28 protein-coding genes and 1 tRNA gene are annotated in these 26911 nt (G+C 60.8%); 15 read left to right on the top strand and 14 right to left on the bottom strand.

From position 1 onward, the window contains the following. Positions 1 to 27: 27 nt before the first annotated feature. A complete protein-coding gene (locus ABD653_RS12405) occupies positions 28 to 654 on the bottom strand; it encodes a hypothetical protein (RefSeq protein WP_160778956.1) in 627 nt (208 codons plus the stop codon). A 69-nt stretch (positions 655 to 723) separates the two neighbouring features. Here ABD653_RS12405 and mtgA point away from each other — a divergent pair, with 69 nt between their 5' ends. The 5 genes from mtgA to ABD653_RS12380 all read left to right on the top strand — a co-directional run bounded on the left by mtgA (position 724) and on the right by ABD653_RS12380 (position 4305). Further along, entirely contained in the window at positions 724 to 1392 is a 669-nt protein-coding gene (mtgA, locus tag ABD653_RS12400) for a monofunctional biosynthetic peptidoglycan transglycosylase (RefSeq protein WP_160778955.1), read from the top strand. Between the two features lie 5 nt (positions 1393 to 1397). Continuing rightward, positions 1398 to 2342, top strand: a complete 945-nt coding sequence (locus ABD653_RS12395) for a cation diffusion facilitator family transporter (protein WP_160780383.1) — start codon at positions 1398 to 1400, stop codon at positions 2340 to 2342. Then, complete coding sequence (locus ABD653_RS12390) at positions 2339 to 2914, top strand: sigma-70 family RNA polymerase sigma factor (RefSeq protein WP_234032153.1); 576 nt, start codon at positions 2339 to 2341, stop codon at positions 2912 to 2914. Before ABD653_RS12395 ends, ABD653_RS12390 begins: the two co-directional genes overlap by 4 nt. Further along, positions 2911 to 3633 carry an anti-sigma factor gene (locus tag ABD653_RS12385; RefSeq protein WP_160778954.1) on the top strand — a complete coding sequence of 241 codons (723 nt, stop codon included), beginning with the start codon at positions 2911 to 2913 and terminating at the stop codon, positions 3631 to 3633. The genes ABD653_RS12390 and ABD653_RS12385 overlap by 4 nt, the downstream gene beginning before the upstream one ends. A 111-nt stretch (positions 3634 to 3744) precedes the next feature. After that, positions 3745 to 4305: a fasciclin domain-containing protein gene (locus ABD653_RS12380; RefSeq protein WP_160778953.1), complete on the top strand. Its 561-nt coding sequence runs from the start codon at positions 3745 to 3747 to the stop codon at positions 4303 to 4305. Between the two features lie 168 nt (positions 4306 to 4473). Here the strand turns inward: ABD653_RS12380 and ABD653_RS12375 are convergent, their stop codons facing one another. From ABD653_RS12375 to ABD653_RS12365, 3 genes are all read right to left on the bottom strand, one after another. Continuing rightward, a complete protein-coding gene (locus ABD653_RS12375; RefSeq protein WP_160778952.1) occupies positions 4474 to 4818 on the bottom strand; it encodes a DUF1648 domain-containing protein in 345 nt (114 codons plus the stop codon). A gap of 3 nt (positions 4819 to 4821) precedes the next feature. After that, on the bottom strand, positions 4822 to 6093 hold the full coding sequence (gene clpX / locus ABD653_RS12370; RefSeq protein ID WP_160778951.1) for an ATP-dependent Clp protease ATP-binding subunit ClpX: 1272 nt from the start codon (positions 6091 to 6093) through the stop codon (positions 4822 to 4824). Between the two features lie 192 nt (positions 6094 to 6285). Beyond that, the gene (locus ABD653_RS12365) at positions 6286 to 6990 is read right to left on the bottom strand and encodes an ATP-dependent Clp protease proteolytic subunit (RefSeq protein WP_160778950.1); all 705 of its coding nucleotides are present in this window, start codon (positions 6988 to 6990) and stop codon (positions 6286 to 6288) included. A gap of 120 nt (positions 6991 to 7110) precedes the next feature. Between ABD653_RS12365 and ABD653_RS12360 the strand changes: the two genes are divergently transcribed. Genes ABD653_RS12360 through ABD653_RS12350 form a run of 3 tightly spaced genes read left to right on the top strand, consistent with a single transcriptional unit; the run spans position 7111 to position 12247 of the window. Further along, a complete protein-coding gene (locus ABD653_RS12360; RefSeq protein WP_160778949.1) occupies positions 7111 to 9324 on the top strand; it encodes a TonB-dependent receptor plug domain-containing protein in 2214 nt (737 codons plus the stop codon). A gap of 42 nt (positions 9325 to 9366) precedes the next feature. Then, positions 9367 to 10878 carry an amidase gene (locus tag ABD653_RS12355; protein ID WP_160778948.1) on the top strand — a complete coding sequence of 504 codons (1512 nt, stop codon included), beginning with the start codon at positions 9367 to 9369 and terminating at the stop codon, positions 10876 to 10878. A gap of 13 nt (positions 10879 to 10891) precedes the next feature. Beyond that, positions 10892 to 12247 (top strand): cation:proton antiporter, encoded by a 1356-nt coding sequence (locus ABD653_RS12350; protein ID WP_199801109.1) that lies wholly within the window; start codon positions 10892 to 10894, stop codon positions 12245 to 12247. A gap of 79 nt (positions 12248 to 12326) precedes the next feature. On the opposite strand, the gene tig is transcribed toward ABD653_RS12350, so the two are convergent. Beyond that, complete coding sequence (gene tig, locus ABD653_RS12345; RefSeq protein WP_160778947.1) at positions 12327 to 13925, bottom strand: trigger factor; 1599 nt, start codon at positions 13923 to 13925, stop codon at positions 12327 to 12329. Positions 13926 to 13983: 58 nt separating this feature from the next. Next, a tRNA-Leu gene (locus tag ABD653_RS12340) sits at positions 13984 to 14068 on the bottom strand. Positions 14069 to 14231: 163 nt separating this feature from the next. Between ABD653_RS12340 and ABD653_RS12335 the strand changes: the two genes are divergently transcribed. Together ABD653_RS12335 and ABD653_RS12330 are read left to right on the top strand one after the other, a co-directional pair. Then, positions 14232 to 14393 carry a hypothetical protein gene (locus tag ABD653_RS12335; RefSeq protein ID WP_199801108.1) on the top strand — a complete coding sequence of 54 codons (162 nt, stop codon included), beginning with the start codon at positions 14232 to 14234 and terminating at the stop codon, positions 14391 to 14393. Positions 14394 to 14464: 71 nt separating this feature from the next. Next, the gene (locus tag ABD653_RS12330) at positions 14465 to 14764 is read left to right on the top strand and encodes a DUF3297 family protein (protein ID WP_160778946.1); all 300 of its coding nucleotides are present in this window, start codon (positions 14465 to 14467) and stop codon (positions 14762 to 14764) included. A 30-nt stretch (positions 14765 to 14794) separates the two neighbouring features. Here the strand turns inward: ABD653_RS12330 and ABD653_RS12325 are convergent, their stop codons facing one another. Next, complete coding sequence (locus ABD653_RS12325) at positions 14795 to 15565, bottom strand: CHAP domain-containing protein (protein WP_160778945.1); 771 nt, start codon at positions 15563 to 15565, stop codon at positions 14795 to 14797. A 120-nt stretch (positions 15566 to 15685) separates the two neighbouring features. Here ABD653_RS12325 and der point away from each other — a divergent pair, with 120 nt between their 5' ends. Together der and ABD653_RS12315 are read left to right on the top strand one after the other, a co-directional pair. After that, positions 15686 to 17146 carry a ribosome biogenesis GTPase Der gene (gene der / locus ABD653_RS12320; RefSeq protein ID WP_160778944.1) on the top strand — a complete coding sequence of 487 codons (1461 nt, stop codon included), beginning with the start codon at positions 15686 to 15688 and terminating at the stop codon, positions 17144 to 17146. After that, positions 17146 to 17646 (top strand): DUF2721 domain-containing protein, encoded by a 501-nt coding sequence (locus tag ABD653_RS12315; protein ID WP_160778943.1) that lies wholly within the window; start codon positions 17146 to 17148, stop codon positions 17644 to 17646. The genes der and ABD653_RS12315 overlap by 1 nt, the downstream gene beginning before the upstream one ends. On the opposite strand, the gene bfr is transcribed toward ABD653_RS12315, so the two are convergent. The 4 genes from bfr to ABD653_RS12295 all read right to left on the bottom strand — a co-directional run bounded on the left by bfr (position 17643) and on the right by ABD653_RS12295 (position 21147). Beyond that, on the bottom strand, positions 17643 to 18134 hold the full coding sequence (gene bfr, locus ABD653_RS12310; RefSeq protein ID WP_160778942.1) for a bacterioferritin: 492 nt from the start codon (positions 18132 to 18134) through the stop codon (positions 17643 to 17645). The genes ABD653_RS12315 and bfr overlap by 4 nt on opposite strands. A gap of 130 nt (positions 18135 to 18264) precedes the next feature. Beyond that, positions 18265 to 18453, bottom strand: a complete 189-nt coding sequence (locus tag ABD653_RS12305; protein ID WP_160778941.1) for a (2Fe-2S)-binding protein — start codon at positions 18451 to 18453, stop codon at positions 18265 to 18267. 114 nt (positions 18454 to 18567) lie between these two features. Beyond that, positions 18568 to 19863 (bottom strand): DUF418 domain-containing protein, encoded by a 1296-nt coding sequence (locus ABD653_RS12300; protein WP_199801107.1) that lies wholly within the window; start codon positions 19861 to 19863, stop codon positions 18568 to 18570. Between the two features lie 99 nt (positions 19864 to 19962). Beyond that, positions 19963 to 21147, bottom strand: a complete 1185-nt coding sequence (locus tag ABD653_RS12295) for an SPOR domain-containing protein (protein WP_160778940.1) — start codon at positions 21145 to 21147, stop codon at positions 19963 to 19965. A gap of 242 nt (positions 21148 to 21389) precedes the next feature. On the opposite strand from ABD653_RS12295, the gene ABD653_RS12290 reads away from it, so the two are divergent. From ABD653_RS12290 to ABD653_RS12280, 3 genes are read left to right on the top strand one after another with little or no spacing between them, the layout of a single operon-like run. Continuing rightward, positions 21390 to 22106, top strand: a complete 717-nt coding sequence (locus ABD653_RS12290; RefSeq protein ID WP_160780379.1) for an AAA family ATPase — start codon at positions 21390 to 21392, stop codon at positions 22104 to 22106. Between the two features lie 16 nt (positions 22107 to 22122). Next, positions 22123 to 22713 carry a hypothetical protein gene (locus tag ABD653_RS12285; protein WP_160778939.1) on the top strand — a complete coding sequence of 197 codons (591 nt, stop codon included), beginning with the start codon at positions 22123 to 22125 and terminating at the stop codon, positions 22711 to 22713. A gap of 25 nt (positions 22714 to 22738) precedes the next feature. Further along, entirely contained in the window at positions 22739 to 24127 is a 1389-nt protein-coding gene (locus tag ABD653_RS12280; protein ID WP_160778938.1) for an SPOR domain-containing protein, read from the top strand. A gap of 69 nt (positions 24128 to 24196) precedes the next feature. Here the strand turns inward: ABD653_RS12280 and ABD653_RS12275 are convergent, their stop codons facing one another. From ABD653_RS12275 to ABD653_RS12265, 3 genes are all read right to left on the bottom strand, one after another. Continuing rightward, complete coding sequence (locus ABD653_RS12275) at positions 24197 to 24553, bottom strand: PilZ domain-containing protein (protein ID WP_160778937.1); 357 nt, start codon at positions 24551 to 24553, stop codon at positions 24197 to 24199. Positions 24554 to 24617: 64 nt separating this feature from the next. Beyond that, positions 24618 to 25844, bottom strand: a complete 1227-nt coding sequence (locus ABD653_RS12270) for a dihydroorotase (protein WP_160778936.1) — start codon at positions 25842 to 25844, stop codon at positions 24618 to 24620. Beyond that, a complete protein-coding gene (locus tag ABD653_RS12265; RefSeq protein ID WP_160778935.1) occupies positions 25841 to 26884 on the bottom strand; it encodes an aspartate carbamoyltransferase catalytic subunit in 1044 nt (347 codons plus the stop codon). The genes ABD653_RS12270 and ABD653_RS12265 overlap by 4 nt, the downstream gene beginning before the upstream one ends. Positions 26885 to 26911 lie beyond the last annotated feature (27 nt).

Below are 26911 nucleotides of genomic sequence, written 5' to 3'. Positions count from 1 at the left end.
TAGCCAAGGCCAAACAGTCTGACCATTCTAGCGATCCAGTCGCGAAACCAGGGCATCAAAGACCGAGGCGTCGAACCGGTGAGACCCGGGATTATTCGAGCTGGCAGTAGCGGTAGCCATGACGTCTTCCGAAACAGGGAAACTCCATTTGACCAATCCGGGGAGAACATCCGACATTGCTGCGAACCAAGCCATCAAATGAGGCTGGAGGGCCAGGTGTTGATCAAAGTTGCCACGCCGCCGAGTCTGATCGCCCTCTTTCTGTCGTCGCGCGACGGCTGGCTCGACCGTCTTCACCAGATACAGATCGGCAAAGCCCAATCTGCGTTCCGCAATCGCCCGACGAACAGGCACGCGGGCACTGTCGAATCTGTCGGGCCAATCAAAGCCCGCTTGCTCCATGCACCAAGAGTAATGGATCTTGAGCGGGTCGGTGTCGCAAACCACGAAGCCGTTTGCCTTTTCGATCTCCAGTGCCATCTGGAACCGCCGACTATTGTGGTCAGCCCAGAACTGCGCGTGGTCTTCAGCCGGGGCATCATAAGGAGGCCGCTCAGCTTTCGCCGGTATTTCCGGCAACCAGCGCCCTTCGCCAAACTGGCGCGCATAGGTCGTCTTGCCGACCGCGCTGATCCCTTCGACCACGATAATCATAACTGCGCCTTGTGGTGACTTCGTCTCGCAGTCAATTGCACTCGCTCGCAGCAATGCTATCGGATAGCAATGCTGTGGATTGCCAAGCTGCTGGCCAAGATCATACTCGCCTTCATCGCGCTCAGTCTGGTGCTGGTCGTGCTGTTCAAGTTCGTTCCGGTGCCGGTGACTGCGACGATGCTGATGGACGAGAATGCAATCACCAAGGATTGGGAGCCCCTGTCCGATATCGATCGCGACATGGTACGGGCCGTTATCGCTGCGGAAGATGGCAAATTTTGCGAGCATGGCGGTTTTGATGCCGAAGCGATTGCCGCCGCTGCCGCGAGCAATGCGCGCGGTGGCCGCATCCGGGGCGGTTCCACGATCACACAGCAAACCGCCAAGAACGTGTTTCTGTGGCAGGGTGGCGGCTATGTCCGCAAGGGATTCGAAGCCTGGTTTGCGTTCCTGATCGAGAAGATCTGGGGCAAGCGCCGGATCATGGAAGTCTATCTCAATGTCGCAGAGACAGGCATCGGCACTTATGGCGCAGAGGCCGGGGCCCAGCGTTATTACAACAAGTCTGCGGCCAATCTGACACCCGCTGAAGCCGCTCGTATGGCGGTGGCATTGCCCTTGCCGAAGCAACGCGCGGTCGTAAGCCCTTCGGGTTGGCTGCGTCGCCATGGCAACACAATAACCGCGCGTATCGGGGTGGTCCGGCGTGACGGATTGGATTCCTGCGTTTATCAGTGAAAACGATGGGCGCGGGACACCACCATACGCACAGCCACAGTCACGGGCATAACCATGATTATGGTCAGGGCCATGGCCATGGCCATTCACATGCGCCCAAGGATTTTGGCCGTGCCTTCCTGATCGGGATTGTCCTCAACACCGCCTTTGTCATTGTCGAGGCGACATATGGCTTTCTGTCGGGATCGATGGCGCTGGTGGCCGATGCCGGGCACAACCTTTCCGATGTGATGGCCTTGCTGCTGGCCTGGGCTGCGGCAGTCGCTGCGAAGAAGCCGCCCTCGGGCCGGTTCACCTATGGCTACAAGAGTTCGACCATTCTCGCCGCGATCGCCAATGCGGCGCTCTTGTTTGTCGCGATCGGTGCAATCCTGTTCGAGACCTTCCATCGTCTGCTAGACCCTTCCCCAGTCGAGGGCTGGACCATGATTATCGTCGCCGGGATCGGGGTGATCATCAACACCGCGACCGCGCTGCTATTCGTAAAGGGGCAGGACGATATCAATATCCGCGGCGCCTTCCTGCATATGGCAGCTGACGCACTGGTTTCGGTCGGAGTGGTGGTTGCAGGTATTGTAATCCTGCTGACCGGAATGGTGTGGGTCGACCCGCTGACCAGCCTGGTGATTGTTGCCGTAATCGGCTGGGGCACCTGGGGGCTGGCGAAAGACAGCATCAAGATGGGCCTCAACGCGGTGCCGGACGGTATCTGCGAGACCGAGGTGGAGAGCTTCCTGTCCGGGCAGCACGGCGTCACCCTGGTGCACGACCTTCATATATGGCCGATGAGCACGACAGAAACCGCGCTGACTGCCCATCTGGTCGTACCTGAAGGCGAGACTGGCGATACATTCCTGTCGCAGCTCTCGACCGAGCTGAAGCAACGCTTCGGCATCAATCATGCCACTATCCAGATCGAGCGCGATGCCAATTGCGGCGGCGGCTGTTGAGTAACGATCCAGCCTACATCGCGCGTGAGGCCCTGCGCGCTGCCATGATCCGGCTGGCCGGAGGCGACCGGTCTGCCCTGGGCGAAATCTATACTGCGACCCATGCGAAACTTTTCGGGATTTGCCTGCGTATCTTGAATGACCGCAAGGAAGCCGAGGACGCATTGCAGGACGTCTATCTCACGCTCTGGCGCCGGGCCGACCGCTACGATCCCAGCAGCGGCAGCCCGATCAGCTGGCTCGCTATCTTCGCCCGCAACCGCGCGGTGGATCGCCTGCGCACGGGCAAAGTGCGCAAAGGCGCGGTGCCAGTGGAAGAGGCTTCCGATGTTGCTGACGTGCAGCCAAGGGCCGATGCCTTACTGGAAGATGCAGAACAATCGGCACGCATTCACCATTGCCTCGGCGCCCTCGAAGAACCGACACAGTCCTCCATCCGTAGTGCCTTTCTGGAGGGGCAGACCTATGCTGAACTGTCCGAATCCACCGATACACCGCTCGGCACGATGAAGAGCCGCATCCGCCGCGGCCTTGCCAAATTGAAAGCCTGCCTCGAAACCGATCCATCATGACCGACACCGAACGCCTTGCTGCGGAATACGCCATGGGTCTCCTCGAAGGGGAAGACCTGCTGCGCGCCCGTGGCCTGCAGGCCAGCGATGCCAGCTTTGCGGCCCAGGTCACGCGCTGGGAAAGCGAGCTCGGGCCGCTCCTCGACGATATCAGCCCCGCTACGCCACGTTCGGATTTATGGGCGAAAATTGAAGCGGAGTTGGCTGGAGCGACCCACGAACCATCCGATATTGCCAGCAATGTCGTCGCTTTCGAAAAACGGCTGGCCCGGTGGAAATGGGCCACGGGCATTTCATCGGCTGCAGCAGCCCTGGCGTTGGCTTTCCTCGCTTTGCCCGGTGGTTCCAATCCAGCGCCTGTCGATCAACCTCAGATTGCCCAGGCTCCGCTGGTATCTTCCATTCCGGTCGGTGATAGCGGGCTCCGTCTCGAAGTGACGTACTTGGCTGGGCAGCAGGAATTGCTGGTTTCCGCGACGGGTCTGGCCGCAGATGGCGTGCATGATCATGAATTGTGGGTCGTTCCGGCGGAGGGTGCAGCACAATCACTCGGTTTGGTCGCGCCGGGTGAGGTTCGCAAATCGAGCCTCGACGACGCTCTCGCTGCGCAACTGGCAGATGGATCGCAGCTCGTCTTGACGCGCGAACCCCTGGGCGGTGCAGTACCCGGGGGCGACGCAGGCCCGGTTGTCGCCAGCGGCGAATTTTCGGCCATCTAGGCTCCTGCCGAAAAAAGTTTCGCATCCGATGCATCCGCGCCTCGGATGCGTCCGTATCTTCTCACATGCCAGGCAGGACGGGGCCGTTGGCTGAGTTTGAGGAGAATACCAATGTCCATCACCAAGAATGCCCTCGCCGCTGTATCCGCCATCGCCATGCTGGGCGGCGGAGCAATTGCCCTGAGCCAGCCGGCCATGGCCCATCACACCAACCGCGCCGCATCGCAGCCGAACATTGTCCAGACCGCGCAAAGCACCGGGGTCCACAACACGCTGGTCGCTGCTGTTACCGCCGCCGATCTGGGCGGTACGCTTTCAACAGGCGGGCCGTTCACGGTGTTCGCGCCGACCGACACTGCCTTCAACAAGCTGCCCGATGGCACCGTGGCCAATCTGGTGAAGCCGGAAAACAAGGGCACGCTGACCAGCATCCTGACCTATCACGTTGTCGACGGCCGGGTATCGGCAGCCGATCTGACGGCAGCGATCCAGCGCCATAATGGCAGCTTCGAAATTACGACGCTGGCTGGCAACAAACTGACCGCGCGCCTTTCGGGCAACAATATCGTGATCACCGATGGCGCAGGCCGCGCTACCGCAGTCACCCAGGCCGATGTGAATACCAGCAATGGCGTGATCCACGTCACAGACGGCGTTTTCCTGCCGGGCTGATCCCCTTCAGCTCAGGCCCGCAGCCATCGCCATCCCCCATAGGTAACTGGCTGCGCACAATGAACCCCGCCTGGCGTCCTCCTGCCAGGCGGGGTTTTGTGCTTTTAGAGACGATTGCAGCACGTATTGCGTGCCGTGACCTCACCCGTAACCGAGGTCGCTAGAACGCTAAGCCTGAGCGCGCGCCCAACGGTGCAGCAACCAGAGGATAAGACCCTGTGTGAGAACGAATATCACGCTCATGAGGATCAACCCTGAAGACGGGTCCCCATTCTGAAGCTCCGCGGGAATAACGGTGAGCAGGATGAGAAATCCGAGCAGCATCGCCACCATGATGCCAGGTAGAAGCCAGGCCATTGTGGTGCGCGGGGCAAGGCGTGTCGCCTTACCGCGAAAATCGTAATGCGCAGGAATCTGGTCGAACCGCTGGTAATGGCGATCAGTCCAAAGGGCCGAACCGCACAAGGCGAGAATTGCCAGGAGCATCACCGCCAGTGCGAAGATGCCAGGCATGCCTTAAGCCGCCGCTTCCTTCTTGCCGTCATCATCGTTGGAGACGACGCGCACGGGTTCCTTGCGACCTTCGACCACGTCGGCATCGACAACCACTTCACTGACATCATCGAGATCAGGCAGGTCGAACATTGTATCGAGCAACATGCCCTCCACGATCGAGCGCAGGCCACGGGCGCCGGTTTTGCGCTTGATTGCGCGCTCGGCAATGGCTTTGAGCGCTTCGTCAGTGAAGGTCAGTTCGACATCTTCGAGCTCGAACAGTTTGCCATACTGCTTGACGATGGCGTTCTTCGGTTCGGTCAGGATCGTGACCAAGGCATCGACATCGAGATCATGCAGCGTGGCGATCACCGGCAAACGACCGACGAATTCCGGAATCAGGCCGAATTTCAGCAGATCTTCCGGCTCGCTCTTCTCCAGCAACTCGCCGATGCGGCGCTTGTCCGGGTCGGCGACATGCGCGCCAAAACCGATGCTGCGCTTCTGCAGACGATCCGCGATGATCTTGTCCAGACCCGCAAAGGCGCCGCCACAAATAAACAGAATGTTCGTTGTGTCGACCTGCAGGAACTCCTGCTGCGGATGCTTGCGCCCGCCCTGCGGCGGAACACTGGCGGTGGTGCCTTCCATCAGCTTGAGCAGGGCCTGCTGGACGCCCTCGCCGCTCACATCGCGCGTGATCGAGGGGTTTTCCGCTTTGCGGGTAATCTTGTCGATCTCGTCGATATAAACGATCCCGTGCTGCGCCTTGTCGACATTGTAGTCAGAAGCCTGCAGCAGCTTGAGGATGATGTTCTCAACATCTTCACCGACATAGCCCGCTTCGGTCAAAGTCGTCGCGTCGGCCATGGTGAACGGCACATCGAAAGTGCGCGCCAGCGTCTGGGCCAACAGCGTCTTGCCGGTACCGGTCGGGCCGACCAGCAGGATATTGGATTTGGCAAGCTCTACATCACCCGCCTTGGCGGAGTGCTTGAGGCGCTTGTAGTGATTGTGAACCGCGACGGAGAGCGTGCGCTTGGCACGATCCTGGCCGATCACATAATCATTGAGCGTACCGAAGATTTCAGACGGTGCCGGAACATCGCCTTCCTTGCGACCGGTCAGCCCGGCCTTGGTTTCTTCGCGGATGATATCGTTGCACAGTTCCACGCATTCATCGCAGATGAACACGGTCGGGCCGGCGATCAGTTTCCTGACCTCGTGCTGAGATTTGCCGCAGAAGCTGCAATACAGCGTACTTTTACTATCCGTTCCGCTCAATTTCGTCATATCCTAGGCTTCCCGACCCTTCGCCCCGCCAACCGCAGGGATTCGTCGGAATGTATCGTCCATGGCTGGTATTACAACCATTGCCGTATAAGTGAGGGAGCTTGACCCCGGCTGAAAGGTCAAGGTTTCCCACTTATTGCGATAGCATGTCCCACCACGGGGCGGGACACGCGCAATTCCTTAGTGAAAAGGTTACTCGGGCGCGCCGCCAGAGCCCTTTTCATCCTTTTCGCCATCCGATTCCGGACGGGTTTCAAAGACTTTGTCGACCAGACCAAACTTCATCGCTTCTTCGGCTTCGAGGAAAGTGTCGCGGTCCATTGCCTTCTCGATCTCGTCCAGCTTTTTGCCGGTATATTTCACATAGAGATCGTTCATGCTCTTCTTGATGCGCAGGATCTCGCGTGCCTGGATCTCGATATCGGATGCCATCCCGCGGGCACCGCCCGATGGCTGGTGGATCATGATCCGCGCATTGGGCAATGCGATCCGCATTCCGGGTTCGCCCGCAGCCAACAGGAAAGAACCCATCGAAGCAGCTTGCCCCATGCACACGGTGGAAACGCGTGGCTTGATGTATTGCATCGTATCATGGATCGCCATGCCGGCCGTCACCACGCCGCCGGGCGAGTTGATATACATGCTGATCGGCTTGGACGGATTCTCGCTCTCCAGAAACAGCAACTGTGCTGTGATCAGCGAGGCCATGCCATCTTCGACCTGGCCGGTAACAAAAACGATGCGTTCGCGCAGCAGGCGGCTGAAAATGTCGAAGCTGCGCTCGCCGCGGCTGGTTTGTTCGACCACCATCGGCACCAGGGCGCCGGTCAGCGGATCGCGCGTGAACTGGCCTTGGGCACCGTAGGTTTCGCCAAGCTGTTCGGACAGATCGATCATGGGGGAGTTTCCTCTCGTAAATGCAGTGACCGCCTATGTCGCGAGTGGCGGGGCGATGTTCAACCCCCTTAACCCTTCGACTGTGAACAGCCACGGCCTGCCGCGAATTGCGAAAATTGCATGCAATTGGTCTGCCAGCGGGAACCATCGGTCGATGATTACTTTTGTAACCGTATTGGCCAGTCAATAGGCCGATCCCCCATTACTTCGCGCGGACTGCACCTCTTGCGACCCAAATGCCTGAAAATCTGTGGCCTTCTCGCTGGCACCCTGGGCCTTAGCCCGGTTCCCGTTTACGCGCAGGACTCGGAAACCGCCCCTGAAGACGATCAGACGATTCAGGGGTCGGTTGCCCGCACGACGCAGGGGCAGGTTTACGAACCGGCCTACTTCGAACGGGTCTCACCCCGCAATGCCCTCGATATGCTGGACGAAGTCCCCGGCTTTCGCATCAATGGCGGCGGAGGTGGCGGGTCGCGCGGGCTCGGCCAGGCAGACCAGAATGTGCTGGTTAACGGGGAACGGCTTTCGAGCAAGAGCGACAGCGTCCGTGACCAACTGCAACGTATTCCCGCAGGCGACGTCGTGCGGATCGAAATCGTCGATGGCACCAGCCTCGACCTGCCCGGCCTGTCTGGCCAGGTCGCCAATGTGATTGTGGACCTGGCCGGCATTTCGGGCACGTTCAATTGGAAAGCCCGGTTCCGGACTACGGCCGTCGATCCGGAATGGTATGGCGGAGAAATCTCGGTTGCGGGCACGACAGGCGATCTCAACTTCACTCTTGCTTTGCAGAATGACAATAACCGCTTCGGCGCGGAGGGGCCGACCGTAATCGTCGATGGGGCCGGCACGCTCCTGCAACAAGAGGAGACCGTCTTTGTCGGGGCGTTCGACAAGCCGACGCTGACGGCCAATCTCGGCTATGATTTCGGAAATGAAATTACTGCCACTCTCAACCTCTCCTACGCGCGGAGCTATTTCCGTCGCAATCAGGACGAGGCGATATCGGGCCCGCTGATCCTCCCCAACCTGCGGGCTATCCGCACCCGCGAAGACGGGTACGAGTACGAGATCAGCGGCGACATAACTTTCCCGGTCGGGGCGGGCCAGTTGAAGCTGATCGGCGTGGAGTCCTACGATAACGAGGATTTCTCCCAGGGCGTTATCAGCGATTTTGACGATCCTGCCTTGCTGTCGACCGGCAGCCGCTTCACGCGCCTCGACGGCTCTGGCGAACGGATCGCGCGCGCCGAATACAACTTCCCGCTCCTTGATGCAGACTGGCAAGTCTCGGGAGAGGCTGCCTTCAACCGGCTCGATCGCGTCTCTGGCCTGTTCGAGCTGGATCCCCAGGGCGAATTTGCCGCGATTGATTTCCCTGAAGGAACCGGCGGCGTCAAAGAAGACCGCTACGAGATTGCCGCCAGTTTCAGCAAGGGACTGACTGACAGGCTCAGCCTGCAAGCGACCGGCGCTTACGAGTTTTCGACCCTCAAACAGACTGGCAGCGCAGCCAACCAGCGCAGCTTCGCCCGGCCCAAGGGTTCGGTTTCGCTGGCATGGAATAACGGCAAGGGATTCGACATCACGGTCGGGATGGAGCGCCGCGTAGGCCAACTCTCCTTTGGTGATTTCCTCGCCCGTGTGTTTCTGGACAACGAGAACGCCAATGCCGGCAACAATGAATTGGTCCCTTCCCAGACCTGGGAGGCGACAGTCGAATTCAACAAGTCCTTGGGTGACTGGGGCTCGACCACTTTCATGTTCGAACAGCGCTGGATCGAGGACATTATCGATATCGTCCCGCTAATCGGCGGCGGAGAATCGCGCGGCAACATCCCCACCGCGCGCCGAACCGAAATGGAATGGAACACCACACTGCGGATGGACCCGATCGGCTGGAAAGGCGCGCAGTTCGATATCCGCTTCGAATATGAAGAGGGCGAGGTGCGCGATCCGCTGACCGGCCAGCTGCGCGATTTCTCGCGCGGGCGCGATCGGGAAGCAGAAGTGGATTTCCGGCACGACATACCGGGGACCAATTTCGCCTATGGCGGCGGATTCGAATACAACCGGTCCCGCCCCTATTTCCGCACTGCGGAGGTCGGACGCGACCAGGACGGTCCAACCTTCGCTTGGCTCTTTGTCGAGCATAAGGATGTCTTCGGCCTGACCATACAAGCGCTTGCCGGCAATTTGCTGGGTGGGCGCGTATTGTTCGACCGCACAGTCTATGACGGCTTTCGCACGGAAACCCCGGTGCAATTCGTGGAAGCGGCAGACCGTCGCATTGGGCCGATCTTCCGCTTCCGCGTGAGCGGGAATTTCTAACCCGCGCTTGCATCCGCGCAACAGGCTGGCAGTGTGCCGGGCATGAAAACGCTCACTTCGCTTGTCGCCCTCACCTTTGCTGCCGCCCCTGCGATGGCTCAAGAGACCGTTGCCATCAGCCCCGGCCCGGCCAGCGCGGCAGAGACGCGCGCGCTGGAGCAATTGTCGCGTATCAGAATCTTCGACGATGGCGGGCCCCAGCTCAATGCGGTGATTGCCGTCAATCCCGATGCGCCCGACGAAGCGCGCGCCGCCGAAAGCGCTGGCCTGCCGCTGGGTGGCCGAACTGTGTTGATCAAGGACAACATTGAAACGCGCGAGCTGCCGACGACCGCAGGCAGTCTTGCCCTGGCGGCGAACCGTACCGGTCGTGATGCACCGCTCGTTGCGGGCATTCGTGCATCAGGCGGGGTAATCCTGGGCAAGGCCAACCTCTCCGAATGGGCCAATATCCGCGACAATGCCTCCACCAGCGGCTGGAGCGCGGTAGGCGGGCTGACCCGCAATCCCCATGCGATCGATCGCAATTCCTGCGGCTCTTCCTCTGGCAGCGGCGCAGCGGTTGCGGCCGGATTTGCCTGGGCCGCGATTGGTACCGAAACCAACGGGTCGATAACCTGCCCGGCCAGCATCAATGGTGTTGTCGGGTTCAAGCCGACGGTGGGATTCGTCAGCCGCACCCATGTGGTGCCGATTTCCAGCACACAGGACACCGCCGGCCCGATGACCCGTGACGTGGCCAGCGCGGCCATGCTGATGAATGCGATCTCCGGCAGCGATCCGGCCGATGATGCCACCACAGAAGCAGACGCGCGCAAAGTCGATTTCACCGCCGGTCTGGAGAACGCCTCGCTTGCGGGGGTTCGGATCGGAGTGATGCGAAACCAGGTTGGCAATCGTGATGATGTCGAAGCTGTATTCAACCAGGCGCTGACCGATATGGAAACCGCCGGCGCAGAACTGGTCGACATTGCATTCGATATCGATTCCGAAGTCTACGGTGCCAGCTTCACCGTCCTCCTGTTCGAACTGCGTGAAGAAATGGGCAAATACCTGAGGAGCCTGCCGGGCGATGGCTTGCCCCGCTCGCTCGCCGACCTGATTGCCTTTAACGAGGCCAACGCTGATGCGGAAATGCGTTGGTTTGGCCAGGGCATCTTCCAGACTGCCGAGCGGACGACAGATCGTGAAGCCTATGAGACTGCCCGTTCCAAGGCGATCAGGATCGCGGGCAAGGAAACAATCGACGCCCTTCTGGCACAGTACAATGTCCAGTTCCTGGTTGCGCCAACCCGGGGGCCGGCCTGGGTCAGCGATCTGGTAGTAGGGGACAATTTCAACGGCAGTATCGGCTTCGGCACGCCGCCCGCCGTGGCCGGATATCCGCACCTGACCGTCCCGATGGGCCATATCGAAGGGCTACCGGTTGGCCTCTCGATCATCGGGGCCAAATGGCAGGATCACGCCGTTCTGAAAGCTGGCCGCGCCTATGAAAAGGCACGGACGGCACAGCTACCCGTGCCCACATTCACCCGCTGGCAGCCCGCGCGCTAAGTGGGGTTGAGGGATGACGGTGCTCGATTCCGATCCTCGCCTGATCGCACTTTTGCTCTTCGGGCTCGGCCTGGTTCTTTCGGTCGGCCTCGAACGGTGGCTTGCCGGTAAATACCTTTCGCTCCCCATTCTCTACGTTGCGCTCGGTTATGCAGCCTTTTCGCTCCCGCTCGGGCTGCCATCGATCAATCCGGCCGGTGACATGCTCGATGGCGTAACACTGGAATATGTCACGGAATTCATCGTCATCGCTTCACTCGCAGGCGCAGGCATTGCCATTGATCGGCCGGTCAGCTGGGCCAATTGGCGCCAGATCTGGCCGCTCTTGGTCATCGCAATGCCGCTCACCATTATTGCAGTCGCGTTGCTTGGTTGGTGGGGTCTGGGACTTGCCCCGGCGAGCGCCATTCTTCTCGGCGCAGCGCTTGCTCCGACCGACCCGGTCTTGGCGCGCAGCGTTCAAGTCGGACCGCCGGGAAATGAGGAACGCCACGATGTCCGCTTCAGCCTGACAGTAGAGGCCGGACTTAACGATGGGCTCGCATTCCCTTTCACCTATCTGGCCATCGCAGCTGTCGGGATGACTGCGCTTGGCACTTGGACGGTGGAGTGGTTCGCGATCGATGTAATCTGGCGCACGGTGGCCGGGGTATTGGTGGGCTGGTTGATCGGCCGCGCCGGCGCTTGGTATGTCTTCGAGCGTCAAATGGATGAAACCGGCGAGGACGGCGACGGACCGCAAAAATACTCTACTTCGGAAGGGCTTATCGTCTTGGGCACGTTGCTCACTGCTTATGGCGCAGCTGAACTTGTTCACGGATACGGATTTCTGGCCGTGTTTGTCGGTGCAGTGACAGCGCGGCAGCGCGAGAACGCCAGCCGCTATCACCGGATCAGCCACCACTTCATCGACCAGATCGAAAAGATCGTCCTGGTGGCTGTCTTGTTTGCTTTCGGCGGCATGCTCGCAAGCGGGGTTCTCGATGCGCTGACCTGGCCCATGGCCGCCACTGCTTTTGCGCTGATCCTGGTGATCCGGCCCATGGCCGGCCTGATCGCCGAATCCCAGTGTGACCTGCCCTTCTTCGGCAAGCTTACTGTCGCGTTCTTGGGCATTCGAGGAATGGGGTCGATTTATTATCTGGCCTATGGCCAGAACAACGCACAATTCGGGGAACTCGACGTGTTATGGGCCACCGTCAGCTTTGCGATCCTCGCTTCGATCATAATCCACGGAATTTCCAGCGCGTGGCTGATGCAGCTTGTAGAACGCGAAGGCGCCCATATCCACCGTGGCCAGGACAGCGCGATGGCGTCGTTGGCTCCCCGTAAGGAGCGGGAAAAACTGGAAGTCGAGCGAAAAGGCTGACGACCTCCTGCCATCCATGAAAAAGGCCGCCCTTGCAAAAGCAGGAGCGGCCTTTTCTAGCAGGTGATGCGAGCCCGGGTTACTTTTTTGCTGCCGGTTTCTTCGCCGGGGCCTTCTTTGCAGCAGGCTTCTTGGCAGGTGCCTTCTTCGCTGCGGGCTTCTTGTCGGCTGCGGCTTTCTTGGCTGGCGCTTTCTTCGCGGCAGGCTTCTTGGCCGGAGCTTTCTTGGCCGCCGGTTTGGCGTCTTCCTTGGCGGCAGGTTTCTTCGCAGGTGCCTTTTTGGCCGGGGCCTTCTTGGCAGGTGCTTTTTTGGCGGCAGCCTTCTTCTTGGCCGGCTTCTTCTCTTCCTCGGCGTCAGCTTCGATCGCAGCTTCGAGCTCTTCACGCGTCACTTCACGATCCGTTACCTCGGCCTTGTCGAACAGGAAGTCGACAACCTTGTCTTCATACAGCGGAGCACGCAGCTGGGCGGCAGCCATCGGGTCCTGCTGGATGAACTGCATGAAACGCTCGCGGTCCTCTTCGCGATATTGCTGGGCGGCCTGGGCCATCAGCATGCTCATTTCCTGCTGGGAAATCTCGACATTGTTGGCCTGGCCGATTTCGGACAGCAGCAGGCCGAGGCGCACGCGGCGTTCGGCGATAGAACGGTAATCGTCCTTCTCGGCTTCGATCTCTTTCAAGGCCTTGGCAGGATCAGCCTCGTTCTGGGCTTCCTGCTGGAGTTGGGCCCAAATCTGTTCGAATTCGGCGTCTACCATGCCTTCCGGCACGGCAAAGTCGTGGCCCGCAGCGAGCTGGTCGAGCAGCGCACGCTTCATTTGCGTACGGGTCAGACCGTTGGTTTCCTGCTCCAGCTGGCCGCGCAGCAGTTCTTTCAATTTGTCGAGGCTTTCCAGCCCGAGATTGGTGGCGAACTCGTCGTCGATCGTGGTGTCGGTCTCTACCTTCACCTGCTTCACCTTGACGTCGAACTGGGCTTCCTTGCCAGCCAGATTTTCGGCCTGGTATTCGGCCGGGAACGTGACCGTGATGGTTTTCTCGTCACCGGTCTTGGCGCCCTGGAGCTGTTCTTCGAAGCCTGGAATAAATGTGCCCGAACCAATCACCAGCGGGGCATCTTCGGCCTTGCCGCCTTCGAATTCGACACCGTCGATCGAGCCGACGAAATCGATGATCAGCTGGTCGCCATCGGCAGCCTTCTTCGACTTCGCAGCGTCCTTGTAGCTCTTGTTGCCCGAGGCGATGTTCTCAATCGCTTCCATCACAGCCTCATCGGACACCGGAACTGTCAGGCGTTCCAGCTTGAGACCATCAGTCGAAGGTGCTTCGACCTGGGGCAGGATTTCAAGGCTGACCGAAACGACCGCGTCCTTGCCCTGCTCGTATTTCTCATCGAGCGAGATGGCAGGCTGCATCGCTGGACGCAGTTCCTTTTCCTTCATCAGCTCATCCACTGATTCGCGGATCGAATCGTTGAGGACCTGCGCGTGAAGCTGCTCACCATGCATCTTGCGCACGAGATTGGCCGGAACCTTGCCTGGACGGAAGCCCGGCATTTGCACCTGCGGCGCGACCTTCTTCACTTCGGATTCGATCTTGTTATCGATTTCCTTGGCGGTCAGCGTCAACTCATAGGCGCGCTTGAGGCCCTCGTTGGTGGTCTCTTTGGTCTGCATGGGTAAGTCTTTGCGCTTTCTGACAAATTCATTGTGCGATGAGCCAACCGCGACGGTTTGGTGCGGGCGAAGGGACTCGAACCCCCACATCTTGCGATACTGGTACCTAAAACCAGCGCGTCTACCAATTCCGCCACGCCCGCTAGCTCGAACGAAGTCGCGCGGGAAGCCGCAGCCGCCCGCGTTTGAACGCGCGCCTCTAATGCCATGTGAGGCAAAGGGCAAGCATCAGTGCGCGCCAATCGCGCCTGCTCGACCCGCTTCGCTGACAATGGTATGGTTGCGACCTGCCCAAGGAGCAGTCGCATGGCCACTACCCCCGAACCGCGTCCCGATACGATCGAGCCCGCGGCACCGCCTGAAACACCGACTACACCGGCGCCGGTTCAGCCCGACCCGCGGCCCGACGAGATCGAGCCGCCCAGCCCCGATATTGGCGATCCGGGGCAACATCCGGACGAGACCTGAACCCCGTCAATGCTGGCTGCGCGATCAAATGATATTGTCAGGTGCGCCCGGCATCTTTATCGGCCAGCGCCATGAGCGAGAATGACACCCCCAAGGCTGCCACTGCAGCAGACACCCCGCCCGATCACCTGTCGGTCAATCCGCGCAACGCCGCGTTCGATGGCGAAGCGCTCCAGCGCGGTGTCGGTATCCGGTTCAAGGGCAAGCAACGCACGGACATCGAGGAATATTCGATTTCCGAGGGCTGGGTCCGCGTGCAGGCGGGCAAGACCGTTGACCGCAAGGGCCAACCCCTGACGCTCAAGCTCAAAGGTCCGGTCGAGGCCTGGTTCGAAGATCTGGGCGACGACGCACCCATCGCGAAAGCCTGAAGTTCCTCACGCCTTGCTCAGGGCTAAGGCTTAATCGTATTTCGACAGCACGGCCGCAAACGGATCGCGTGCACGCGATGCTGTCGCAGTGGCACGTGGCGGCAAAGGTGGTGCCTTGCGATAGGAATTGCGCTGGCTCACATTCTGGCGCGCTGGTGCAGGACGTGTAGCCTTCGCCGGCCCAAGACCAGAGAATGCGCTGAGAAACGCCTTGGACGGATCCTTGCTGACTGCGATACGGACGGGGGCCGCCGGGCGGCTTTCCTGCCGGAATGGCGCGCGATTGACCTTGCCCTTGCCATAGATGAAGCCGTGGACCGGCCATGCGGTCTTACCCAGAGCCTGCAGCGGATGATACCAGACGCGCACCTGGCTCCAGTCATTGGCTCGCGAAACATCAATCGCCCGCACATTACGCTCGATCTGGCCACGGCGGCCGTTGATCGGCGACCAGTTGGCATGATCGAGCAGAACAGTGCGCGAATCGATGATTTGGCTGACAGCAGCCACATGACCGAGGCGCATTTTGCCGTTTGGCTTGAACGCCATCACGGCGCCAACCTTGGGCTGGTTGCCACGCTGGTACCGGCTCGCAGCCTGCTCCCACCACGTATGCGCATCACCGAAAATGCGAATGCCGCTAACTTCGCGGGCATAGGGCACGCACTGCAGGTAAGCAGGCAATTCACTGCGACTTGATGCGGAGAACTCTCCGCTGCGAGCAGATGCAGGCTGCCCGGCGGCAAGGCCGAGAGCGACAGACGCAACCATGATGGAGCGTAGAGGGAGCGGCAAAATCATGCCGCGCTTATTTGCCGGGTAACCTTACGATGACCCTCAACCCTGTGGTAAACACGAATTTACCATGAAACCCGCTTCGCCTTGCCAAGCGCGCCGTTAAGGCCCACTTGCGCGCTCGATATGTCTGCCCCAGCAAAACCAACCGTGATCATCATCGGTCGACCCAATGTCGGTAAATCCACGCTGTTCAACCGGCTGGTGGGCAAGAAGCTTGCCCTGGTCGACGACCAACCCGGCGTTACGCGCGATCGCCGTGTCGGTGATGCAGAATTGGCTGGGCTGAAATTCGACATTGTCGATACCGCAGGCTGGGAAGACGAGGACGCCGAGAGCCTGCCGGGCCGGATGCGCGCGCAGACCGAGGTGAGCCTCGAAGGCGCAGATGCGGTTCTGTTCGTGATCGATGCGCGCGCCGGCATTACACCGTTGGACGAAGAGATCGGCCGCTGGCTGCGTACCGTCGATGTGCCGATCGTGCTGGTTGCGAACAAGGCGGAGGGCAAAGCTGGCGATGCTGGCCTGTACGAATCCTTCTCGCTGGGGCTGGGTGACCCGGTACCCCTGTCAGCCGAACATGGCGAAGGGGTCGCCGATCTGTTCGAGGGCCTGTGGCCCCATATCGGCCATTTCGAGAAAGAGGCCGAAGCCGCCGCAGCCGCTGCCAAGGAGCAGGGGCTCGATGACGGAGAGGACGAAGAAGATGTTCCCCTCGGCCCGCTCAAGTTGGCGATTGTGGGGCGTCCCAATGCTGGCAAGTCGACTTTGATCAACCGTCTGTTGGGCGAGGATCGACTGCTGACGGGCCCGGAAGCCGGCATTACCCGCGATTCGATCGCAATCGATTACACCTGGACCGATCCGCAAACCGGCGAACCACGCGACATCCATCTCGTCGACACTGCCGGGATGCGCAAGAAGCGCAATGTGACCGAGAAGCTGGAGAAGCTCAGCGTTGCCGACGCCCGCCGTGCGGTCGATTTCGCCGAAGTTGTCGTCCTGCTCCTCGACGCGACCCAGGGTCTCGAGCACCAGGACCTGAAAATCGCCAGTCACGTGCTCGAAGAAGGGCGCGCGCTAATGATCGCGATCAACAAATGGGACGTCGCGGAAAACGCATCCTCGCTGTTCAACGGCATTCGCGGTGCATTGGATGACGGGCTGGCGCAGGTTCGCGGCCTGCCGCTCTTCGCTGTCAGCGCCAAAACCGGCAAGGGCCTCGATACCATGCTGCACGCGGCCTTCGAAATCCGCGAGAGCTGGTCCAAACGCGTGCCGACTGCCGCGCTCAACCGTTGGTTTGATGATGCGATGGAGGCCAATCCGCCGCCAGCGCCGGGTGGCCGCCGGATCAAGCTGCGCTACATCACACAGGCCGGGACCCGCCCGCCTCGTTTCGTGGTGTTCGGGACGCGGCTCGATGCGCTTCCCAAAAGCTATGAGCGCTATCTGGTCAATGGCATCCGTGCCAAGCTGGGTTTCGATGCAGTGCCGGTGCGCGTGGTGCTCAAAAGCCCGAAGAACCCCTACAACGCCAACAAAGGCGGCGGCGGCAATTACAGCGGCGGCTCGGAGCGCGGGTGATGTTATTCGACCTTCTCACTGTCGGCGGTGGGAACATTGCCGCAGACCTGCTGGAGCAAACGTCGAGCACGACGCGGGTCCAGGAAATCGTCCGGCTCAGCCTCGCCCCGGCGTTCCTGCTCGCAGGGATCGGGGCTGTCATGAATGTGATGATGGCGCGGCTGATCTGGATTGCCAACCGGATCGAACGGCTGGAGGTCCGGATGGAAGACGAGCAGACTGCCAGGGAGCGGATCGAGCTTGCCCGCCTGCGCCGGCGCAGGCGCTATGCCCAACGTGCGATCATGTTGAGCACCGGCGCGGCGCTCACCATTTGCGTGGTGATCGCCTTGCTGTTCGTCAGCGCGTTTGTGGAGCCGCAGATCGGTAGCATGGTCGCCTTTGCATGGATCGCGGCCATGATATTCCTGATCAGCGGGCTAGTGCTGTTCGCGGCCGAGACCGTGATCGCCGCCCAGGGCCAAAAGGCGACCCAACACGGCCCCGACGAAGGAAGCTAGCCCTCGCCGCCTTCGCCTGCGGCGACGCTCTGCAACTGGACGTAGTTTTCCAGTCCCATGCGTTCGATCATGTCGAACTGGGTCTCGAGGAAGTCGACATGCTCCTCCTCGTTGTCGAGGATCTGGGCGAACAAATCGCGGCTGACATAGTCGCGCACGCTTTCGCAATATGCGATGGCGTCCCGCAACAGAGGAATCGCGTCCTCTTCCACCGCCATATCGGCTTTCAGGATTTCCTCGACCGTCTCGCCCACACGCAATTTATGGACCGCCTGGAAATTGGGCAAACCGTTGAGGAAAAGCACTCGCGCCGCCAGCTTGTCGGCATGTTCCATCTCTTCGATGGATTCCTTGCGCTCATAGGCTGCCAGCTTGTGGAGGCCCCAATCGTCCAGCACGCGATAATGCAGCCAATACTGGTTGATGGCGGTTAGCTCGTTGGTAAGCGCCTTGTTGAGAAATTCGATGACTTTTGCGTCGCCCTTCATGGCCCAGCTCCTTTGAATGGAAATTGCGGGCAGACATAAGCGTGCAAACACAGATGCGGCAAGGTCAAAAAGGCGAAAAATCGGCGGATTTCCGCCAGTTGCGAGCGATTTGCGTTAGCGGATAATCCGCTCAAGCTGCGACGGGTTCGCAACCCATCACGCGCTCTTCCATCACGATCTCGTCAGCTTCTGCCAGGCATTGGCCACAATTCGGACGTTTGCCCATCGCCGCGTAAACCGCTTCAGCATCACCATGGGTCTTGATCGCCATGCGGCGCAGCTCGGTTTCCCGAATGGCGTTGCAGATGCAGATATACATCGGTCAGCTGTCTCCTGCGACTGATTCGCAAGAGCGAGAATATGCGAATTATTCTCAATAGCAAGAGCAAAAAGGGGGAGGAGGTGCTATTTGTCGACACCCTCCCCCGCCAAGCTACTTCCGGAGCGGGAACACGCGCATATAGGTCAAGCACCGCCACAGATATTCGAGCGGGCCGTAGCGAAACCGCTCCAGCCAAGGCTTGGACCACAGCAGCATCAGCGCCCAGGCGAGCAGCATCACACCGTAGAGCTCGATCCGGCCCAGCTTGCCGAACAGCCCCAACGCCCAGCCATGGAACACGAACAGCATCACGATCGACGTACCGAGGTAATTGGTGAAAGCTGCCCGGCCGGCATAGGAGATCCGCTCACCCAGCCATCCGACCGCTTTGGGCCCATAGAGTGCCAGAAGCGCGGCAAGCCCCAGGATCATGAACACGCGCGGCAGGAAGCTGAAACCGACCATCGCCGACTGCGTGCCGTAGAATGTCAGCCCTTCGCCCTTGATCCATAGAGCCAACCACAGGCTAAGCGCACCGCCGCTGAGCACTCCGGCCCAGCCCCACATGCGCTGCTTGGTCGGATCGAAGCCGCCACTGAACAGCCCCATACGATAAAGCGCCATCCCCATCAGCATCAGCGGCAAGGTTTCGAACAGCCAGAGGAAGATAAAGAAACCAAGGTCGCTCGCGTGTTCGACCCACATGTGGTTGACCCAGCCAGGGTAATCCCCGCTCGAAATCAACTCGGTCTGGATGACGCCATCCGCCAGCTGGTCCTGCTTGTCTGTTTCAAGCTGGGTGACCATCTCGGCCATCTGCGGATCAGACCGGGCCGCATCGGTCTCGGACGCCATATAGAGGAAGCCCATCATCGAGCCGTACATGACAGCGCCGAGCAGATATCCCAGAATACCGAGACGCAATTGCCACTTGGCACTGACTTTCAGGAACAGCAGCGCCAGCATGCCACAACAGGCATAGGAGAACAGGATATCGCCGCGCCAGATCAGGAAATAGTGGATCAGGCCGAACAGACCGAGCCAGAACAGGCGCCGTGCCTGCAGCCAGCGTGTCGCGCCCCTCGCCCAGGCCTTTTCCATGAAGAGCATCATGCCAGCGCCGAACAGGAGCGAGAACAGCCCGCGCATTTTGCTGTCGATCAGCACGAACTGCCCGACCCACAGCCAGTCCTCAGTGGCCGAATGCGGCACCGTAAAGGCATCTGGGTACATATAGGCCGAAAATGGCTGGCCAAACGCGACGATATTCGCTGCCAGAATGCCCATCACGGCTATCCCGCGGATGAAATCGAGGCTCGCAAGCCGTTGCCCGTCATTGGCGGAAACCGGTACAACCTGATCGGGTGTGCTAGCATCTCCGTCCATCTCGGGTTGTTCTGTAGCCATCGATAATCCTCCCTGTCCCGGCAGGGGGTATCATGCAGAGCGCACGAGCCAAAGCCCGTTTACCCATCGTTATATGCCAGAAACAGCGATCAGGCCCGACTAGCGAGTGACGAGGCACCCCTGGCCGCTACGCTTCAGCGCGTTGCAAGCGGTCTGCGCAGCATTGCGGCTTGCATAGCCACCCGCCTGCAGCTTGGTCAGCCGGCCAGCCGGAACCAGGAGTTTCGATTTGCCGGACAGGGCACTGCGGCCCGAAAGCCTCGACCAGAGCTTGTTGGCATTGGATTTGACCGAAAAAGCGCCGAGCTGGACTTTCCATGGCCCACTCGTCGTCGTGGCAGCGCGGGGAGCGGGCCTGGGCGCAGGCGCAACCCTTGCCGTTGGCGCTGCCGCGACGCGAACCGGTTGATCGACCGCCGGGCGCGGCGTGGTCGTGCGCGCAGGAGCCTGCCGGGCTGCAAACGTTGCGCCGGCCTCGGCCGGGCTTTGCGTCCCCGTCACCCGTTGAGCCTCCGAAATCGCGGCTTGGGCCGCAGCCACGGAAGGCGCGACAGGCGTTTGTGCGATGGGTTGTGGAATACGGGTCGCCGCTGTTGGCAGACGCTGGGCGTCGCTTGGCTTGGGTACGGCGCGTGCGGGCACTGCCGCCGCGACACGGGGAGGAGGCGTGCCGCCAAGATCGGCTGCGGCTAGCTGGCTCGACCGCCGGGCATCGGCCTCACGCTTGATCCTCTGCGCCAGGGGCTGGGCCTGTTGGCGCTGATCGAGCGGGATGAAGTCATCCATCTGCTTGATCGCCGGGGCCGCTTGCGGAAGGCCCGCAGAATTGGCCAATGTCAGCAAGGCATAGGCGCGGACCCAGTCTTTCTCGACCAGATCCCCGTTGAAATGGGCAATGCCCAACAGATATTGCGCGCGGGGATCTCCGCGTTCGCCGGCGGCCTGGACATAAGGCATCGCTTCTTCGCGTCGGCCGCTCTGAAACAGCAAGAGCCCCAGATTGTCTGCCGCCTTCAAATGGCCTTGCGCCGCCGCCTTGGCATAGAATACCTCGGCCTGCTTCAGGTTCTGTTCGACGCCGCGGCCCAAGCGATAGGCCTGCGCCATATTGAATTGCGCATCAGGATCGCCCTTGGCCGCCGGATCGCGCCATTCGCGCACCGCGCGGCTATAGTCGCCCGCACTCCATGCATCGACGCCGGTCTTTACGTCGGCCCACACCGCAACCGGTGTCGCCAGAAGCGACAGCGCAGCCAGCGCCTTCATTGCTCGTGCGAATGCCATGATCGTCTCGCGAACCCTCTCGGTAACTCTACTTCAACTCTGTGGGACATAGAGTGACATAGTGAACAGGCCGTTAGCAAAGATTTTCTAACCTGCGGCGGCAGCACCGCCCATTCCCCGACGGACGCGAGGCCCTCTTGTTAGGACCAACGTTAACCCAAAATTAGGGGTATCCTGCGATCCCCCCGATGACGACCCGCGATTGGCGTGGGTCAATAGAAGCAATTCAGGGGGACCGTCCTGTGCGCGTATTGGCACTGGCATCGCAAAAAGGCGGATCGGGCAAGACCACGCTTTCCGGCCATCTGGCCGTCCAGGCGCAACGCGCCGGAGCCGGACCGGTTGTTCTGATCGATATCGATCCGCAAGGGTCGCTCGCCGATTGGTGGAACGAGCGCGAAGCGGAGTATCCCGCCTTCGCCCAGACCACCGTGGCACGGCTGGCCAGCGACCTGCAGGTCTTGCGCCAGCAGGGTTTCAAACTTGCCGTGATCGATACGCCGCCAGCCATTACAATGGCGATCCAGTCCGTCATCGGGGTGGCAGAGCTGATTGTTGTCCCGACACGCCCCAGCCCGCATGATCTGCGCGCCGTCGGGGCCACAGTCGATCTGTGCGAGCGTGCCGGCAAGCCGCTCGTATTCGTGGTCAACGCAGCCACGCCCAAAGCCAAGATTACATCGGAAGCCGCCGTCGCGCTGAGCCAGCATGGCACCGTGGCACCGATTACACTTCACCACCGCACCGATTTCGCCGCCTCGATGATCGATGGCCGCACGGTGATGGAAGTCGATCCCGACAGCCGCAGTGCCGCCGAAGTGACAGCGTTGTGGGGCTATATCGCGGACCGGCTTGAAAAGAATTTCCGCCGCACGGTGTTTGCTGCTCCGGGTTCTGTATCCCAGGTGCCGGGCACGCATCGTCCGACCGGTGGTTTCGGCCGCCGGGTGGCCCAGTAAGCGGGGCATCGAAACCATGTCCGAAGCTTCCTTCGCCTCGCTCAATCCGAGCCTTCTCGCCCGCAAGGGTGGGGCCAAGCCGGCCATGCGCCCGCAATTGACCCCGCTCGAGCCGGGCCCTGCCGAATCGCATGACCATCTCGAAGATCTGGGCTGGAACGATATGGGTGAAGAAGCCCCCGCACCGCGCCAGTCGGAGGCCGACGTGCTGCATCTGACGCCTGAACCGGCAAACGAAGCGGCAGAGCAGGAAGCACGCCAGCTCGCCCGCGCAGCTGACGAGGCACTGGCCCAGGCAACCCGCCCCGAAGTTCATCGCCAGCGCGAGGAATTGGCCGAGCGCGTGGTCGCGACCGATCAAACCAAGGCAACGCCCGAGCCTGCACAGGAACGCAAGCCCAAGACGCGTAAGCGTCGTTCGGCTCTCGAGCGCGGCAAGCGCGCAGCTTTCACGCTGCGGCTTGATGCCGACCGTCATCTCAAACTGCGTCTGGCCTGCACGGTCAAAGGACGCAGCGCCCAGCAAATCGTTACGGAAGCCCTCGACGGCTTGCTCGACGATATGCCGGATATCGATTCACTCGCCGCACAAGTTCAGCGGCACTGAAGCCTGACCTTAAAGGGGAAATACCATGGCTCGCTCGAAGAAAACTGCCGCACTGGCCCTGACGACCGCGCTTGGCGCGCTCGCCATTACCGGCTGCTCGGCCCAGGGGGCACCGCGTGCAGACCTGTCTGCCAACAAAGCGCAGGTCGCTCTTGAGAAAGGCCAGTCGGGCAAGGCGATCGCCAATGCCGAGGCTGCAGTCCTCGCCGAGCCGCAGAATGCCGCCTATCGTGGGGTTCTGGGTGCTGCTTATCTCGATGCAGGTCGTTTCCAGTCGGCAGCTACAAGCTTCGATGATGCGATGAAACTGGGCGATACCTCGGGTCGCACGGCACTCGGCTTTGCGCTTGCCTCTATCGGCAAGGGTGACAATGCCCGCGCTGTCGCCGTCCTTGATGACTGGCGCGACGATATTCCCGCTTCCGATCTTGGCCTCGCGCTTGCGCTGGCTGGCGAAGCAGATCGCGGTGTCCATGTTCTTGGCAATGCCCTTCGTGGCGGCGAGAATACGGCAAAGCTGCGTCAGAACCTGGCCTACGCCTATGCCCTCCAGGGCAATTGGAAAGCAGCACGGATCATGGCTGCCGAAGACGTTGCTCCGGTCGAACTGGATCAACGGATCAGCGACTGGGCCCGTTCGGCCAAGCCGGAAGATTTCCAGCAGCGTGTCGCCGGATTGTTGAATGTACCGGTTCGCGCCGATGCCGGGCAACCGGTCCAGCTGGCACTTTCCAGCAACCCGAATGCACAGCAGCTCGCTGCCGAAGCCGCTGCATCTGCTCCTCAGGTCGCCCGCGCTCCTGCGGCAGGGGAATTGCCCCCAGTCGCAGAATTTGCCGCAGCAGCACCTGCTCCGCGCGAATTGCCGCCACTGGATAGTGTTCCGGTAGGAACCGCTCCGGCCAAGCCGACACCGCAAGTCGCCGTTGCTGCACCGAACGTAAAGTCGCCGGAAAGCTTCGAAGATGCCTTCAAGGCCCCTGCACCGAGCGGCGTAACCGTCGCCCAGGTGGCCGCCAGCGCGATCAAATTCGTATCCAGCCCGGTCGTTCAGGCCATGCCGGCACGTCAAGGTGCAACGCCCAAGCCTGCCCGCGTGGCGAAGCGCAATGTCTCGGCCGACGGTTCGCACCTCGTCCAGCTTGGCAGCTTCCGCTCCGAAGCCGGTGCACGCCGGGCGTGGGGCATCTATGCCAAGCGCTACCCCAACCTGAGTGACTACAACATGGTCATCACGCAGGCGAAGGTCCGCGGCAAAACCTATTACCGCGTCAACGCTGGCGGTTTCCAGCAGGCGTCCGCCAAGAGCATGTGCGGGACAGTCAAATCACGCGGCCAAGGATGCATCGCCTGGGCCGAAGGTCGCCCTCTGCCGGGCGCCGTGGATCGCGGCGTGCGCATGGCGCGTCGCTGACACCTTCAGAATTTGGAAAGACTCTAGCGAGCGACTGCCCCTCTCGACTTCGGTCGGGAGGGGTTTTCTTTACTCGTCCCCGGTTTCAAGACCGTCGGGTACCGTTTCGCTCAAATTCTCGCAGATATGTTCGAAAACCGACTCATGGAGGGGTTCCTCGAACTGCACGCCATTGGTGTGGTTTTCCCACCACCGAACCTTGGCCGGAACCGGTCCGAAGGTTCCGATCCGCAACGTTAGCGCTTTGCCCGGTTGCATCGTGCCGAACCGGTCATAAAATCGGCAACCCGTTTGCGAGAGGTCGGTAATCCAGACATCTCGCGGCGTGCCGGAGCCGGTACGGTATCGGCCGGCAATGCCGGTGTTTTTCCGTTCGCCCCGCCTCTTGTTGAAACCAGATTCTTCCACGCAGCCCCGTCCCGTCATTATACTATCTTTTGTGCAGCGACCGCAGCGCCCTTTGGGGCTTCATCGCATAATATGCAACACATCACGCTTTGACGCCACCCTTGTAGAGGTGCGTAACCCGTCCCTGCATCGGTTGGCCGTCAAATGGCGTATTCCCGGCTCTTGCAGCCATCTTGGCGCTGCTGGCAATCCAAGGCTTGTCGGGATCGACAATTGCGATATCGGCCTCCGCCCCCACTATGAGTCGACCAGCGTTGACGCCGAGCAGTTGTGCCGGATTTGTGCACAAAAGCGCAAAAGCGCGGTCCATCGCGATCACCTCGTCCCGAACCAGGGTGAGCGTAGTGGCCAGCAGCGTCTCCGCCCCCGCCATGCCGGGCTCTGCATCACTGAACGGCAGGCGTTTGTCTTCTGGTCCACGCGGATCATGGCCGCTTGAGATGACATCGATCGTGCCATCGCCAATCGCAGCGATCACGGCCTGCCGGTCACTTTCCGCTCGCAATGGCGGAGAGAGACGGGCGAACGTTCTGAAATCGCCGGTGGCAAGGTCCGACAACATGAAATGCGCCGGCGTAACGCCTGCGGTAACCCTTGCGCCGCGCGCCTTGGCTGCGCGGACCAGATCGAGAGCTGCAGCAGTCGTTACCTGGCGGATATGCAAACGTGCGCCGGCCATTTCGGCCAGTGCAATGTCGCGCGCAACGGCCAGAGCTTCTGCTTCCGCCGGTGCGCTGGGTAACCCCATTCTTGTGGCCATTTCTCCTGCTGTCGCCACTGCATCGCCAGCAATGCCGCTGTCTTCGGCATGGCTCACCACCACAAGATCCAGCATGGCTGCGTATTGCAGCACGCGCAGCATGACCCCGCTATCGGCGATCCAATTGCGTCCGGTGGCAATGCCGCGCGCTCCCGCATCGCGCATCAATGCAAACTCCGCCAGGTCGGCCCCCGCCAACTCGCGCGTTGCGGCGGCCAGGGGATGGACCCACAGGTCCGGCTTCCCGCTCTTGGCGATGTAAGAAACTCGGCTGGGCAGATCGAGGATTGGCGTCTGATCCGGCATTAACGCCGCCCGGGTTATACCCCCGAAATGAAGCGCGGGTTTGTCGATCGCGAAAACGCCCAGATCGACCAGACCGGGGCCGATCAACTGGCCCCTTGCATCGATAGTCTCGGCGCCTTCGATCCCGGATATGTCGCCTATCTCGGTAATGATCCCGTTCTCACACGCCACGCCGCCGTCGATCAGCCCATCCGGAGTGATCAGGCGGCCGTTGGTAATGATGAGGGGTTGCTGCGTTTTCATACCCATTGCCCTCCGCCGGAGGATCCGCTCCAGCCGGGCACGCCGCGCGCCTTGCGGGTCAGGATATCGAGGCAGGCCATTCGCACCGCGACGCCCATCTCCACCTGTCGCGTAATGATAGATCGATCCAGCATGTCGGCGACTTCACTGTCGATTTCGACCCCGCGGTTCATCGGTCCAGGATGCATCACCAGCGCATCAGGCGCAGCCCGATCAAGCCGGGCTTGGGTAAGGCCATACAGGTGATGGTATTCACGCGCCGAGGGGATGAACTGTCCGCTCATCCGCTCCGTCTGCAGGCGCAGCATCATCGCCACATCGCAGCCCTGCAACGCAGCGTCGAAGTCGGAAAAAGGCTCTGCACCCATGCGCTCGACCCCATCGGGCATCAGCGCTGGCGGCGCACACACACGCACACTCGCGCCCATAGCTTGCAGGCATAGAATATTGGAACGGGCCACGCGGCTGTGCAGGATATCACCGCAGATCGTGACAGTAAGGCCGGTAAAGTCCTCGGCACCCTCGCCCCGCTCTTCCAGCGCGTTTCTCAGCGCCAGCGTATCGAGCAATGCCTGAGTCGGATGCTCATGTTGCCCGTCACCTGCGTTGAGGACCGGGCAATCGACCTTGCTATCGATCAGGTCGACGGCGCCGCTCGAACCGTGCCGGATGACAATCGCATCGGCCCGCATCGCGTTGAGCGTGATCGCCGTATCGATCAGGGTTTCGCCCTTTTTCACGCTCGACTGTGCGGCATGCATATTGACCACATCCGCGCCCAGCCGCTTCCCGGCGATTTCAAAGCTCAGCAGCGTCCGGGTCGAGTTTTCGAAGAAGGCATTGATGACAGTAAGCCCGCCCAGAAGGTCACAATGCTTGTCGCGCTGGCGGTTGAATTCAACCCATTGTTCCGCCTCGTCGAGCAGATAGAGGATTTCATGCCGTTCCAGTTGCGCGATGCCGGTCAGGCTGGCGTGCGGAAAGGCTTGCCCGCCCGCTGGGTAGCGGCCGGAATGCGAAGAAGAGCCGGTCGATGTCATTAAAGCCAAGCCCCTAATCGAGCAGTG

Source organism: Parerythrobacter jejuensis, from assembly GCF_039536765.1.
Taxonomy (GTDB): domain Bacteria; phylum Pseudomonadota; class Alphaproteobacteria; order Sphingomonadales; family Sphingomonadaceae; genus Parerythrobacter; species Parerythrobacter jejuensis.
The sequence above is the reverse complement of the archived record's forward strand: the minus strand, read 5'-3'. Positions and strand labels throughout refer to the sequence as shown.